We start from the raw sequence: 16419 nt of genomic DNA on the forward strand, positions 1-16419 counted from the left end.
TTTATTTAAATTAAAAATTATTAGTTTTAATTATCTATAAAAACATTTTATAGCGTTATGATATATAAACTTAAAGTAAAAAAGAGAAATTCATAAAATATTTAAAATTAATTAATTTATATAAAAAATAGTTCGTATTTAAACGTATTTTAATTTTATAAGAGTAAATAACAACTATTTAGACTAAATAAACAACCATATAAGCTATAAGTTATATGTTAATATTAAAAAAGTAGGTGTAAAAAAAGTAAAGATGAAAGAGTAAAGTGAAATTTACTCTTGTTTGTATTTAGAAATTAAATATTCTTTATTCAATTATAAGTGGAATATTAAGTATTGCCTCATTATATCTTTTTGACTCTCCAACTTTTATTGTAAGAGTTTGTTTTAGTGATGAAGATTGTGCAACCACAGGTGTTATATAATCAAAATAAAACACTCCATCAACTAGTGTAATGTTGGTTTTATATGTGATATTGTTAATTTTATAACATAACTTAACTTCTCCAACATAATTGTTATGTGAGTCAACAAGTGTAATTGGAACTCTAATACCACTATCACTCATAAGATAGAGTGTTGAGTTATCTTTAAGATAGATGTTATCTTTTGCAACTTGAAGTATTTGAGTTTGCATATTTGCATTCTTATTTTCATCACCTGAATACTTAATTGAAATTGTATAGTTTCCAGGATTAAATGTATATGGAATAGTATAATTTATCACTGCTTTTCCATCAACAACTCTAATATCTGACTGTTGTGTTTTTCCATTTATTTTAAATACAATTTTTCCTGTTGTAATGTTTTGATTTGCCATTTTTACTGATACAACTATCTTAATTGTATCTCCAACTTTTATTGGCTTTTTATTGTTATCTATACTTATTTTAATTGAAACATCACGTTTTGGAATCATTACTGTAATATTTTTATTAAGTATATCACCATTATTATTTGCAATAATATTTAATATGTAGCTATTATATCTCCAGGATGTTGGTATGTCATATATAGCTGTAAGTTTTCCATTTACAATTTTCTGATTTTTAATAATTGTCTTTGAATTAACTTTTATTGATGTTTTAGCATTAATATCACTAGGTAAGTTATATGTAACTTCTATTGTTTGATTGTTATTTATGAGTTTATATGTAATATCTGATTTTATAGCATTAAGTATAAGTCTTTGATTGTCAACTCTTACTGTTATATTAGTTGTATCGTTTGCAACTACTATATTTTCAACACTACCATTAATACTTTGGAAATTTTCATTATATGTAGCATTACATGTAGGATATATTACATCACGAACTGGAAGAGGTTGTGTAATTTCATTGCCATTATTTAATGTATTAAGTGTTACTTTTATGTGTGATTGTAGATTTTCAATGAGTGGTGTTGTATTCATAAACTTCATAACAACCCAACTATTTGGTGTTACTCCCATCTTTTTAAAGTCTGGATTATTTAAGCTCCACCAATTATTTTCAACTGATTTAATTTTATATCCATTATATACTTCTTTTGAAGTTTCTGCATCATCATTTAAAAACACATTATATTCAAGGTCAATAAATCCAACAGAATATATTGCACCACCACAACTTCCTGCACTATTTGAATCGTATATACAACGTCTTGATGTGATTGTTCCATAGTTGTTATCTACATCTGTAGAGTTAAGTGTTATTATTGCACCACCATTTATACCTGCACTATTTTCTGTAAAGTTACAATCAATTAATATAATATTACCATTTTCTTTTGCTGTCCATGGTATGTTTTCTATTGCTCCACCACTTTCACCTGCTGTATTTGATGTAAATGTGGAATTTATTGCTGTGAAGTTATTTGTATTTGTTATTGCACCACCCATATAATTTGCATTATTATATAGGAAGTTTGAATTTAAGACATTACATATTCCTGTTGTATAGATTGCACCACCATAGTATGTTTGTGCTGAATTTTTAAGAAACATTGAATTTTCAATATCTAATTTTCCAAATGCATTATATATTGCAGCACCACTTACTGCTGTATTTTGTATAAATCGTGAATTATTAACTGTCATATTTCCACGAATATTATAGAGTGATCCTCCAACATTATAGGTGTGATCAAGACGCATTAATGAATTATTAATATTTACAACTCCACCATTATTATATACTGATGCTCCCCATGATGCTGTGTTTGATTCAAATGTTGAATCTTTAACATCAACTTCTCCTGTTGTATAGATTGCACCACCTTTTGCTGTTCTATTAAGGCATGTGTTGTTTATTATATCAACACCAATTAGTGTGAGTTTTCCCTGGTTGTTTATTGTAGCTATAGTTTCAGATTGATGATTATTTATTGTTAGATTTATTAGTGTAAGATGTGAGTTTTTAGTTATATTAAAGAGGTGATCTGTTGAATTTGTTGAAATATATGTATTTGTTGTGGAATTTCCAATTATTGTCACGTTATTGTCAACTATTATTGGATCAACTTTGTAGTTTCCTTCATCGAGATTTATTATTGTATTGTTTTTTTCATTTACCTGTTTTTGTGTTATTGTTTTTGTTGAATCTTCTTTTTTAGATGTTTTTTGATTTGTATATATCCTATTATCTATGCTTTTATCTACATCAGCTGCTGTATTTATTTCATCTGTATGATGATCTTTAAGTTGAATATTATCTACTGTTAGATTATCACTACTTTCAGCTGCTGCTGTTGATATAAATATCATTAAAACCATGCAAAATAATAGGAAATATTTCTTATTCATTTTAAAATTTCTCCTATTTTTAGTTTTTAATTAAATATGATATTATATATAACACAACCAATATTTTAACTATTTCAATTTATTTAAAAAATTATAAAAAAAACTTTAACAATTATGGAAAACTAATATTATACTATTGAAAACTATTCATGTAACTAATATTTAATAAAGATAAAAAATAGAGTTAACAATAAGATAAACAATCAAAACCCTACTATATAAATTATAGAATTTGGAAGATTATTTATTATATCAAAAAAATATAAAGGAGATTAAAATAATGAAGGGAGTTATTTTAGCAGGTGGACATGGAACACGTCTAAGACCATTAACACACACCGGACCTAAACAACTAATACCTATTGCAAATAAACCAGTAATATTATATGCAATAGAAGATCTACGTGATGCAGGAATTACAGATATAGGAATAATTCTTGGAACAAATATGCCAGAGAAAATAAAAAATGCACTAGGTGATGGATCAGAATTTGGTGTAAATATTACATACATCATGCAAGGTGAACCAAAAGGACTTGCACATGCAGCAGCAACAGCAAAAGACTTTGTAGATGGAGATTCATTTGTAATGTATCTAGGAGATAACATACTAAAATCTGGAATTGAAGAATTTGTAGATGGATTTGATGAATCAGAATTTGCATCAAGACTACTACTTCAAGAAGTTGAAGATCCAAGACAATTTGGAGTAGCAGAACTAAATAATGAAGGAAAAATCATAAATCTTGTTGAAAAACCAGAACATCCAAAAAGTAACCTAGCACTAGTTGGAATATACCTATTTAAAAACAATATCTTCGATGCAATAGATAAAATAAAACCATCCTGGAGAAATGAACTAGAAATAACAGATGCAATACAACAACTAATAGATGAAAAACAAAGTGTAGATTCATTTGTTGTAGAAGGATGGTGGAAAGATACAGGAAAACCTGAAGATGTACTAGATGCAAACCAATTAATACTTGAAACAATAGACGATGACATCTCAGATGAAGCAATAATAGAAGATGATGTAAAACTTAAAGGACGTATCCAGATAGGTAAAAATACCACAATAAAATCAGGAACTGTGATAAAAGGACCTGTAGTTATCGGTGAAAATTGCCAGATAAAAGGATATGTAGGACCTTACACCTCAATTGGTGATAATACAGAAATTATAGAAACAGAAATAGATTCATCAATAATAATTGGAAATTCAACAATACACTCAGATAAAAGAATAACAGAAAGTCTTCTTGGTGAAAACTCAAAAATAATAACAGACAATGAAAGCTATCCAAAAGGAAGAAGCTTTGTAATTGGTGAAAACTCTATTGTAAAACTATAAAAAATAAAATAAAAATTGGAGGATGATAAGAAATGAAAGCAGTTATACCAGCAGCAGGACTAGGTACAAGATTCCTACCTGCTACAAAAGCACAGCCAAAGGAAATGTTACCAGTATTTAATAAGCCAACAATTCAGTATGTTGTTGAAGAAATTGTACAATCAGGAATTGATGACATACTTATAATTACAGGAAAAGGTAAAAGATCAATAGAAGATCATTTTGACAGATCATTTGAACTTGAATATACACTTGAACAAAAAGGAAAACTTGACTACCTAGAGCAAGTACAAGAAATTACAGATATGGCAGACATCCACTACATTCGTCAGAAAAAACAAAATGGTCTTGGTGATGCAATACTATGTGCTGAAAAACATATTGGTGATGAAGCATTTGCTGTACTTTTAGGTGATACAATTACACATTCAAAAGTTCCATGTACAAAACAATTACTTGATGTATATGAAAAATATGGTGGATCAACAATTGCAATAGAAACACTACCTGATGCAAAAGTAGAAAGATATGGAATAGTTGATGGAGTAGAAGTTTCAGATAACATCTATGAAGTTAAAAATCTTGTTGAAAAACCAAAACTTGAAGATGCACCATCAAACCTTGGAATAACAGGACGATACATTCTTACATCTGACATATTTGACAAACTTAAAAATACAAAACCTGGAGTAGGTGGTGAAATTCAACTTACAGATGCAATAAATGCACAAGACAACGTATATGCTACAACATTTGAAGGTGACATATATGATATTGGAAATACAGTTGAATGGCTTAAAAGTTCAATAGATATGGCACTTGACTCTGATGATCGTGACCTTATAATTGAATATATGAAATCAAAACTAGATAATTTATAAAAGAAAGGTTTTTTTTATATTCCCTTCAATATCTCCCCCATTCTAAATATTTTTACTTTTTTTGAAAATACTAAATTTAAGATAAATAATGAAAAAATAGTTTTTTTATTAAATTTGAAATTTTAATTAAAATAATAATAAAATAAGAAAAAAAATAAAAGAAGAAAAGATTTAATTCCATCTTCTTTATTTAATGTGTAATTTTTGTTTTTGAATAACTTTTAGGTGCATTTACACCAATTAAAAGTTTTTTCCATTGTGGATTATTTGAATTCCAGTAGTTGTCCTCAATAGTTGTTGATGAACCACTTACTGCTGTTATTGCATTTCCTGCATTTGTTGCATTGTTATCTATGAAGTTTGTTTTTGTAACTGTCATATTTGCAAGGTTTGCTATTGCTCCTCCACCAATATTTTTACCAGATACTTTATTTTTCATAAAGTCACAATGATATATGGTTGTATTTGCATGAGCATAGATTCCTGCTCCTATTGAAACATTTGCTGAATTTGCCTCATTCATGTTAAAGCGACATGATGAAACTGTTAAGTTTCCAAGTTCATAGTAGATTACTCCACCAAATGAATTTGTAGCTGTTGCTTTTGCCATATTTTTTGTAAATGTACAATTTACATAGTTTGAAAATGCATAATATCCTTGTATTGTTCCACCCATTACAGTTTTACTTTGTGCAAGGTTATCTTTAAATACACTACTATATGCCATCACTGCTGCATATTGAGTATATAATGCTCCTGCAGCTGATGTTACTCCACCATAGGCTTTGTTAGATTCAATTGTTGATAAGTTAAGATATACACCTGTTGCAAGACTGTTTATTGCACCACCAATTCCATAATCTGTACCATTTACAACGTTGTCTTTAAAGTTAGTACTTGTTACTACAAGGTTTCCATAAATACCTTTTATTGCACCACCAAGTGCTGTTTTTCCTGTTGCTTTGTTTGATTTGAAAGTTGATGCTTTAATTGTTAATGATCCATCTTGCATGTAGATTGCTCCACCACCAGATGAATTTGTTGCAACTGCACGATTTTCTGTGAAGTTTGAATTAATAATATTTGTTGTATTGTTAATTAAACGTAGTGCTCCACCTTCTGCATTTGTATGTGTGAGGGTGTTGTTTATAAATTCACAGTTTGTTATGTTAACTTCACCTGTTGAATAGATTGCTCCTGCTGATGAATTTCCTCTTGCTTTATTTGAGATAAATTTACAATCAGTTACATTAACTTTTCCATAGTTATGTAGTACTCCACCAGATTTTTCAATGTCTGATCTTCCATTTCTAAATGTAATTGATTTTACAGTTAAGAATGAATCACGTTTTGTAATTGTTATTATTGGTTTTCCTGATGCTCCACCATCAATAATTGTTTTTGCACCATTTCCAATGATTTTAACACTACTATTTAGAAGTATTGAATTTTCACGGTATGTACCATCAAGAATATGTATTGTTCCAAATGTTGCTACATGTCCCATTGCATAGTAAAGACTTCTAAATGGATGTTGTTTATCACCAAGATTATCATTATTTCCATTTGTTGATACATATACATCTTTAAGTGATGATATTGTAATGTTATTTACAGAATATGCTGATGCATAGTATTCATTTGCTTTAAGATTTGCAATAAATCTTAGTGTTAAACCACTGTATTTATATGGTGGTTTGTATTCAATTGTTGCTGAACCATTTTTAACTTTTGCTTTTCCAATAAGTGTACCATTAATTGTAATGTTTATTTCACCATTTTCTGCATAATGGCTTGTTTCATCCATTACATATACTGTGATATTTACTTTATCTCCTACTGTTACATGTACAGGTTCTGTTACAAGACGTGATGTAAGTCTTGTTACATTTACATAGTTTAAGTTGTTACTTGAATAGTATGATGCACTACCCATGTATGTTGCATTAAGTCTGTATACTCCTGTAGGATAACGTGGCATTATAAATGTATAGTTTGCTGCACCATCTTTTACTGTTGCATTTCCAAGATATGTTCCATTGAGTGTAAATACTACAATTCCACCATTTACAAGTACTTGATTTTTATCTTCTACTCTTGCTGATACTGTAGTTTGCATTCCACTTTTTGCATCTGTATATCTTGTTGTTGTTATTGTACCAATTTTTGTAATTTCCATTGTAGAATTAGTTTGACTATTTGCATATTTCCAGTTTCCCTGATATATTGCTTCTATTGTATAGTTTTTTGCAATATTAGTTTCTGGTGTGTATCTAAATAGTGCATATCCATTTGTTATATTTACTAGTTTTTGTGAAACACCATTGATTTTAAATAATACTTTTCCTTTATGTGCATTGTTTTTATTTTCATCAATTGGTGTTGCTGTTATTGTTACTGTTTCATTTATTTTTGATGTAATTTTTGATAGTGATAGTGTTGTTTTTAGTTGTTTTAGTGTGAGTGTTGCATTTTCTGTTGCAATATTTACTTTTGATGTTCCATTACTTATTACATTTACAGTGTAGTTTGTATAGTCAAATACTGATGGTATGGTATATCTGTACTCTGCAACTCCACGTCCATTTGTTGTTGCATTTCCTATTGTTACACCATTTACCTTAAATACTACTAGTGATTGTACAACTGGTCTGTTTAATTCATCAATAATTTTTGCATTTAGTGTTATTGTTGATCCTGCCTTTGTTGTTCTATCTGGTATTGTAATTGTTGAGTTTAGTTTTTGAATATATAAATTTCCACGTATTGTTTCATTTTTAAATTTATAGTTTCCACTATATACTGCATCAAGTCTGTATTTTCCTGGTGTGTATGATGCATTGAAATTATATCTTGCCTCTCCATTTACTACTTGTATTTTTGGTGAAATTGTTGATTTATTTAATTTAAATACAACAGTTCCTGTAGCATCTTTGTCAAGTTTTAATACTATATCACCACATGATAAGTATTTGATATTAGGATTTTTTAGGGCAAGTTTTGGATCTAAATCTTTTTCTTTTGGATTTAATTTAAGTGTTGATTTAGCAGATTGTGATTCATATTTTGAATCTCCAGAGTATATAAATGATAGTTCATATGTTGGATTTTGATATGATGTTGGTACTTCATATTGATATCTGATAAATCCTTTATTTTCTGCTACATTAATTTTTTCAGATACTGTTTTTCCATTTATCTTAAATACTCCATATCCTGTTGCATCACTATCCATTATTACGATAAATGTTGTATTTTCACCAGGTGTAATTGGATTATCACTTATTCTTATGTCTGGTATTTGTTTTACTGTTGTGTTTGTATTATCTGTGGTTGTTGTGTCATCTTTTGTAGTTGTTGTTGTGTTGGTTGTGTTATCTTTTTTTGGTGTTTTTTTATTTGTTGTAGTTGCAGTTTGTATGGTTTTATTTGTGTCTTTTGATTGTTTGTTTTTTAGTGAATAATGTTTTTGCATATCTTCCATGTTATGTGTTGAATCTGTATGTTCTATGGCCGAATTTGTATTTAATGTCATGTCTGTTGTATTATCAGCTGATGCTGCATTTATTGTTGACATGCCTAGGAAGATGAACATTATGCATAAAACAACCAAAATATGACTGTTTTTAATGTTAATAATTTAACCTCCTTTTACTTTTAATACTTGAAAAATATTTCTTCCATCCTTTTAAATATTCTCCATGAACTTTATTATAATTAAAGTAATATATATTTTTATTTACAAAATCTAGAATAGTTTATAATTCGCTTAAATACTAACTAGAAGCTTATTTTTATACCATTAAAGTTTATTTTAAAAATGTATCAAAAAACTACATAAAACATGATAAAAATGATAAATCATGACAAATTATCACCTAATTATATAATAAAAGTATGCAATTTTATTAATACTTAAAAAATTAAATATTATTTTATAAAAATTCAAAAACAATAATTTAATACACATTGATAAAATATCAATAAAAATTAAATTAGTATTGTGTTTTTATTATTAAACAAAAAACAAAGGAGGGAAATATAGATGTTAGATCAATTGATGCAATATGGAATACTTGCAGCAATACTAGTATTTGGTGTAAAAATAGGACTTGCATTAGGATTTTCAGGAATAAAAAAACGAAATGTAGGATACATACTAATAGCATATGCAGTAGCATTAATAGTACTATCATACCTAATGGAACCATACACAGACCAATTATACTTCTTTGTATACAACTACTCATCACAAATATTTGCAGTAATAGCAGTTGTAATTCTACTAACAGGATTTAAAACAATCTATGACTGGAAAGTAACAGGATCAGATGTAGGAAGTGCAACGTGTATGGCAGTAGTTGCACCATGTCCATGCTGTTTTGGAGCAATTCTATCAACAATACTCCTTGTAGCACCTATGACAACAATTCCTACAGTAACAATGGGTGCAGTATCATCATTAGCACTAGTTGCAGTTATGGGTTTAACATATATATTATCAAATAAAATAGTTGCAAAAATACACAGACCATATCCTATTGTACTTGGAGATTTTATGATATTTATAGGATTATATTTTGTACTATGTTTACTGATTTTACCTAATATTGAACTTTTAACATTAGGTACCCCAATAGAAATACAATCACTTGGTAGTGTAATTAAGATGGTTGTAGTAATAGCAGTTGTAATGCTAATTGGAGCAATATATACAAGACGTAATAATAGATTTATAAAATACTAAAAAAAGGGAATCTATTAAAAAAAATAAGAGAGAAAGTCTTATATTTTTAAATTAATTAAAAAAAATGGAGGCCAATTATGGCAAGCACAATTCCTGGAGGAGAAGCTTTATCAGGAATTTTGAATGTAATATCACAGAGTTTATTACTTCCAGTAATGATATTACTGGTTATATTTATTATATTTGCAATAATAGAGTTAGGATCAATAATTGCAGAATATACAAGTCGTAAGAAAATTACAGCAGAAGATAAAGAAAAACTTATAGAAAATATTACAATTTCAAAAACAAAAGAAGAAATAATAGATGCAATCAATAAATCAGCATTTTCAAAATATGATAAAGAACTACTATGTAAAGTAGCAAAACTCGACCCAGAAGCATATGATAAAAAAATACGTGAAGTACTAGCACGTAACCTTCTCGAAGATCAAGAAGGTAAAATAATACGTACACTTGAAAAAGATGAAATTGTTGCAAAAGTAGGATCAGGATGTGGACTTCTAGGAACAATTATACCTATGGGTCCTGGACTTGCAGCATTAGGTTCAGGTGATATGACAACACTTACATCAAATCTTACAGTTGCATTTAACACAACAACTACAGGTCTTGCATCAGGAACATTATGTTTTGTTATAGCAAAAATACGTCGTCGATGGTATCAAAAAGATATAGATGACCTTTATGATATAGCAGAAGTAATTCTTGAGGTGATATAAGATGTCACTTAGACGAAGTAGACTGCGTGGTGAAGTTGATGATACAGATCCAATGTCATCAGCTGTAAATATGACAGATATCATGCTTGTACTTGCTGTTGGATTTCTAATATTTGCTGTTATGTCAACAGGAGCTGAAAGTATATCTCAAGCACAACAACAGCAACAAAGTGCAGCACAAACAACAGAATTAGACCAGCAGACAACAGAACTTGACACAACACCTGAAGCTGTTACATCATCAGGTTCTGGTTATGAACAGAAAGGTACAGTATACCAAGATCCAAAAACTGGAAAGATGGTAATGGTATCATCTTAATAGTTAATGAGTGTTATATATTTACACTCATCTTCCAATAATCTCCTTTTTATAATTTTAAAATCCTACTTTTAATGATTTATTTCTATTTTAAGGTTAAATTAATCCGTATTTTTTTATTTACACATTTATAAAAGTTCTATTTAAATAAAATTATGTAAATTTTGCTACATAAATTAATAAAATAAATTTTAATTAAAATTTAAGAAACCTTATTAATTGTTTAGTATATAAATAAATAGTACATAAAAGATAAAAAATTAAAAAAACTTGAATAGGTATTAGTTTTTTATAATTTATGCAAATATCTTAACAAAATAGGTGAGTAGATGAAAACCACAAAAAAATTACTCATAGTTAGTGTAATTTTATTGACAGTTATGATAACAGGTTGTGTATCTGCTGCAGATAACAGCACAACAACATCAGATGATACACAAACTACAACCATATCAGATGATATTTCAACTACCCAGGCAATACAAACTACAGATACAGTTAAAGAAAAAACTGTAAAAAGTAGTAGTAGTGAAAATATCAAAACAAAAGACAATAAAAATACAACAACTAAAGTAGAAAATAAGGAAATAAAAAAAGATTCACAAAAAACAGTTGAATCTACTACTAAAACAACAAAAAAAGGTGCAAAATACGATGTAAGAAGCAGTGACTACGACCTCTATTTTGCATTTAATGAAACAACAAATATGACCCAGACAACAAATCTTGTAAGAGCTGGAGATACAATCAACCTACTTGGTGAATTTAAAAATGTAAACTTTACAATAGACAAACCAGGTATGACAATAACAAGTGAAGGACGTAATGCAAGATTATACAACTGTTCAGTTCTTGTAATGGGAATAAACTCATCAAATTCAACAGTTGAAAACTTAACAATAAACAACTCAAACTTCTATGGTACAGGAATACACACAAATGTAACAAAAAACATCACAATATACAACAATAAAATACATGTAAATGGTCCATTTGCATTTGCACTAGCTGCAGATTCAATGAACAACAGTTATGTATATAAAAACTACTTTGAAACATCAACACGTGAAGATACATTCCGTACACATACAGCAGCAGCATTTGGTTCATGTTACTACAACTTAATTAAAAACAACACAGTAGTAAGTGACTATGCAAACGGTATATACTTCTCAGTATATGGATCAGGAAAATTCCTTGGAGGATACTGTTATGATAACAACGTTACAGGAAACGATGTAACAGGAGGAGATACATCCTGGTCATACACAATCCAGATTATGGGAACCAGAAACATCATAGACAACAACAGAGTACGTGGTGGATATCGTGGAATATCAACACAGGACTTTACAAACAACACAATTATAAACAACGATGTTAATGGTACAAATGAAGGAATATATGCATGTGAAGGTGCAATTGTATTAAACAACTCAGTACGTGTAAATGGTTCAACAACAGGTATTACAGTTGGTGGAGATGGAGTACTTCTTGAAGGTAACTACATATCATCAAACAATGGAAGCTGTGTTGTAATAAGTGCAAACAACGTAACAATAAAAGACAATACAATGTGGTCAACAGACAGCTACTGTATATATTCAAAAGGTAAATATACCCAGATAAATATTACTGGAAACGATATGAGAAGTAAAAAAGCTGGAATTCTATTTAGAAAACAATCAACAACAAAAAGAATAAACCATGTAAGTGTAACAAAAAATAGAATTCAATCATATGGAGATTGTGCAATAGACTTTACAGAAGCAGGAGCACTAAATCCGGCAGATGTAAATATAACAGTTGCAGATTCAAATGCACTTAACTGTTCTGCTGGATCAGGACTTGAAAAAGCATATCTTCCACCAGCAGCAGGAAGTAGTGAAAATACATCAGATTCAAATAAAACATATGTAGTAACAGAAGATACATACTACCAATACTTTAATGATGATTTCTCAGTAAATACACGTAAAGTTCTAAAAAATGACACAATCATACTTCAAGGAACATTTACAAATAAAGACTTCCTATTCCCAATAAAAGTACATGTAATTGGAAGAAATTGTATAATAAATGAAGGTACAGTAAGATTTTCAGAAGATGCATCAGCATCAACAGTATGTAATGTTACAATAATAAACAAAGGAAATAAAACATACAATAGACATGGAATAGAATTACTTGAAGTAAACAACTGTAATGTTACAAACAACACAGTATACAACTATGACTTATGGGAAAGCTTTGGAATATGGGTATATTCATCAAGTGGATCAAGAATTACAAAAAACATAGTTGTAACATCAGGTGACTATGTAAATCATGGAATTTTATTATATGCATCAGATCTAAGTATAGTTGCAGATAATAAAGTACACCTAAATCAGTCAGCAAAACCAGTTCAATATGCTGATGAAATCATGTATAATGAAAAAATGGGAACAATAGGAGAAGTTCTACACAACTATGGAATACTTCTATTATATTCATCATATAACACAATTGAAAACAACAATGTAACAACAAAATCATTATTTAAAGAATACACATTCCCAACAACTGATTGTAAAAACAGTGTTGTAGGAATAGATGTATACTATGACAGTAACTACAACCTTATCCAGAACAACAACATTAATGTAGATAGTCTTGGACCATATGCATATGGTATGGGAGTTCTTGGAGCACCATGGGGAAGTTCAATAACTGCTATAAATGCAACAAACAACACATTTACAAAAAATAATGTAACAGTAAAAGGTGGATACTTTGCAACAGGATTTATTGCAGGACTTCACAGTGTATATACACTCGTTGAAGATAACCAATTTACAGTAAGTGCTGTACATAATTCTACACAAAAAGGTGACTATGTATATGGATTAACACTTGAAGCTGCAAGAAATACAACAGTAAGAAGTAATACATTTAATACATCAGGAGCTGCTGTATATAATGTAGAAATCTTTGATTCAAATAACAATGAATTAATAGGAAATGACTTCACATCAATTGGATCATACCTCTATGGAGTTGCAGGATACCGTGCATGTGACAATAAAATAATATCAAATAACTTCTCACTTAAAAATGCAAAATATGGAGATGTAGCAAAAGCAGTACATAGTGATGCAATACCATATGGTAATGCTGGAGTTCTTCTAATGTATGACAGTTTCAGAAACAATGTAACATTAAATACAATAAACTCAACAGCACCATACACAGTTAACCTTACAGTACAAGCAATTAACAACACAGTTGTTGAAAACTCATTAAGATCAGCAAAACTTATAGGTGATGCATCAGTACTTAATGATCATGCAACAAATAAAGTTGAAAGAAACTTCCTACATTTTACAACAGCAAGTATGTCACCAATTAAGGCAACAGTAGGACAACCATTTACAATAAATGGAGTAGTATCAGCAACAACAAGTGATCTTTCAAATATCACAGTACAACTTAAAATGGGAACAACACTTCTTGGAACTACAAAAGTAGCAAAAGATGGTAAATTCTCAGTAAAAGTAAATGAAACAAGCTTCTTTAAACCAACATCATATACAATTACAGCATATGTAACAGGTACAAACTTCCAAAATGCAACAACAACAGCAACACTTAACTTAAATAGAACACTTAAAGATCCAACAGTAACAGTTACAAAAGTAAAAGCACTACCTGGTGCAAATGTAACATTTACAGTAAATGTTGAAGGACCACTAAGTGATAAACCAGCAGGACAAATCATACTTAAATTAGATGGTAAAGTTCTAACAACACAAAATCTTACACTTGGACGTATAACATACAAATATAAACTTCCAATGAACATACAACCAGGAATACACAATATTACTGCTGTATATAGTGGAGATGATAAGTATTCACCAGCTGAAGGAAGTAACATCCTAGGTGTACTTACAACATCAGTAACAACAACAGATGCTAAAAAAGGTGCAATTGGAGATAAAATTAACATAACAGCAAAAGTTACATCAAATGGAGCAGCAGTAAAAACAGGAAAAGCAACAATAATAGTAAATGGTATGAATGTTGCAAAAGTAGATGTAGTAAATGGAAAACTATCATATCAATACACCATACCTACAAACTTCACAACTAAAGTATATAACATAAAAGTAAAATATGAAGGTAATGATACAATAGCAGCATCTACAGGAAACAATAATCTTACAGTTGTTGCAAAACAATCAAAAATTAACTTCAACACAACATATGCAACAGTAGGTGAAAATACCAACCTTAAAATCAGTATATCTGATATGTCAGGTAAAATCCTTGCAAAAGGTGGAAGTTTAACAATTAAAATTAATGGTAAACAACTTAAAAATCCTGATGGAACACCAGTTACAGGAAAAGTTGACTCAAAAACAAATCTTGTAGTATTTACATTTACAGCTCCATCATCACTTGTAGGTAAAAATAATGTATCATTTGCATACTCTGGTGATAATCAATTTACATCATCTGAAGGAACATTTACAAATGCACTTATTATAAATCCTAAAGGAACACCAACAAAAATCGTAGTTAATAATGTAACAGCAAAATATGGCTCAAATGCTACATTTAAAGCTACAATATATGATAATAATGGTAACCTTGTAACAAGTGGTAAAGTTGTATTTAAATTAAATGGTGTTACACTTAAAAAAGGTGGACAGCCAATAAAAGTTGACGTAGTAAATGGTGTTGCACAACTTACATACTTTGTTAAAAATACAGCAAAAGACTATAAACTTACAGCTGTATTTTCAGATAACAAAGTAAGACTTGAAAAACAAGTAACATTTAAAGTAATACGTGCAGATAAATACCTAAAACTTGATGGTATAATAACAACAGGCAACAGTGCTAAAATTACAGGTAAAATCTATGATGAATTTGGAAACCTCGTATGTGGTAATACAAAAGTAACAGTTAAAATCAATGGTAAAACAGTTCTTAGTAAAGTTGCAGTAGCTAATGGAACTATGAATATTAACCTTGACACTAAAAACTATAAAGATGGAGTATATAATGTTACAATTATTGCAGGTGAAAATAACATGCAAAATATGGTATCAAATAACACTCTTCTTATGAAAAATGTTAAAGATGCAATCGTTGTAATGCCACAAACTGCAAAAAGAGGAACAACCATAACTCTTACATCATATGTATTTGATAAAAATGCAAATCGTATGAGTACTGGTGATGTTGTTTATAAATTAAATGGTAAAACTATTGCTACAAAAACAACAGTGCAAAATGGTATTGCAACAGTACAATATACTATACCTGAAAGTTATTCAGCAAAAGATTATACTCTTACTGCTAACTACTCAAATGGTAGTATGAAACTTACAAATTCAACAGTATTATGTATTACTAAATAATTGAAATAAATTAGATAATTTATTTCTTTCTATTTTTATTTTTTTTTAAAATTTAATTAAAATATTAACTTATCAGCTATTTTTTAATAATTAAGTATAATATTTATTAACATTATAAGTATACTTAATGTAATCAATTAATTTTTATAAAAAATTTAATATGATTGATTATATCGTTTAACTAAAAAGAAGATGAATAA

8 protein-coding genes are annotated in these 16419 nt (G+C 29.0%); 6 read left to right on the plus strand and 2 right to left on the minus strand.

Translation table 11 applies throughout. The features are described 5' to 3' along the window. Nucleotides 1-307 precede the first annotated feature (307 nt). Nucleotides 308-2785: an Ig-like domain repeat protein gene (locus MRZ80_RS03775; RefSeq protein WP_292536305.1), complete on the minus strand. Its 2478-nt coding sequence runs from the start codon at nucleotides 2783-2785 to the stop codon at nucleotides 308-310. A gap of 280 nt (nucleotides 2786-3065) precedes the next feature. On the opposite strand from MRZ80_RS03775, the gene MRZ80_RS03780 reads away from it, so the two are divergent. Both MRZ80_RS03780 and galU read left to right on the plus strand, forming a co-directional pair. Continuing rightward, the gene (locus MRZ80_RS03780) at nucleotides 3066-4139 is read left to right on the plus strand and encodes a glucose-1-phosphate thymidylyltransferase (protein WP_292536307.1); all 1074 of its coding nucleotides are present in this window, start codon (nucleotides 3066-3068) and stop codon (nucleotides 4137-4139) included. Between the two features lie 32 nt (nucleotides 4140-4171). Next, nucleotides 4172-5020: a UTP--glucose-1-phosphate uridylyltransferase GalU gene (gene galU, locus MRZ80_RS03785; RefSeq protein ID WP_292536309.1), complete on the plus strand. Its 849-nt coding sequence runs from the start codon at nucleotides 4172-4174 to the stop codon at nucleotides 5018-5020. A gap of 190 nt (nucleotides 5021-5210) precedes the next feature. On the opposite strand, the gene MRZ80_RS03790 is transcribed toward galU, so the two are convergent. Continuing rightward, on the minus strand, nucleotides 5211-8615 hold the full coding sequence (locus MRZ80_RS03790; protein ID WP_292536311.1) for a hypothetical protein: 3405 nt from the start codon (nucleotides 8613-8615) through the stop codon (nucleotides 5211-5213). 450 nt (nucleotides 8616-9065) lie between these two features. Here MRZ80_RS03790 and MRZ80_RS03795 point away from each other — a divergent pair, with 450 nt between their 5' ends. From MRZ80_RS03795 to MRZ80_RS03810, 4 genes are all read left to right on the plus strand, one after another. After that, on the plus strand, nucleotides 9066-9767 hold the full coding sequence (locus MRZ80_RS03795; protein ID WP_292536313.1) for a DUF2162 domain-containing protein: 702 nt from the start codon (nucleotides 9066-9068) through the stop codon (nucleotides 9765-9767). A gap of 77 nt (nucleotides 9768-9844) precedes the next feature. Next, nucleotides 9845-10489: a MotA/TolQ/ExbB proton channel family protein gene (locus tag MRZ80_RS03800; RefSeq protein WP_292536315.1), complete on the plus strand. Its 645-nt coding sequence runs from the start codon at nucleotides 9845-9847 to the stop codon at nucleotides 10487-10489. A gap of 1 nt (nucleotide 10490) precedes the next feature. Beyond that, a complete protein-coding gene (locus MRZ80_RS03805; protein ID WP_292536317.1) occupies nucleotides 10491-10808 on the plus strand; it encodes a DUF2149 domain-containing protein in 318 nt (105 codons plus the stop codon). A 329-nt stretch (nucleotides 10809-11137) separates the two neighbouring features. Next, complete coding sequence (locus tag MRZ80_RS03810) at nucleotides 11138-16219, plus strand: Ig-like domain repeat protein (RefSeq protein ID WP_292536319.1); 5082 nt, start codon at nucleotides 11138-11140, stop codon at nucleotides 16217-16219. Nucleotides 16220-16419: the final 200 nt, after the last annotated feature.

It is taken from the genome of Methanosphaera sp., assembly GCF_022768985.1.
GTDB lineage: Archaea > Methanobacteriota > Methanobacteria > Methanobacteriales > Methanobacteriaceae > Methanosphaera.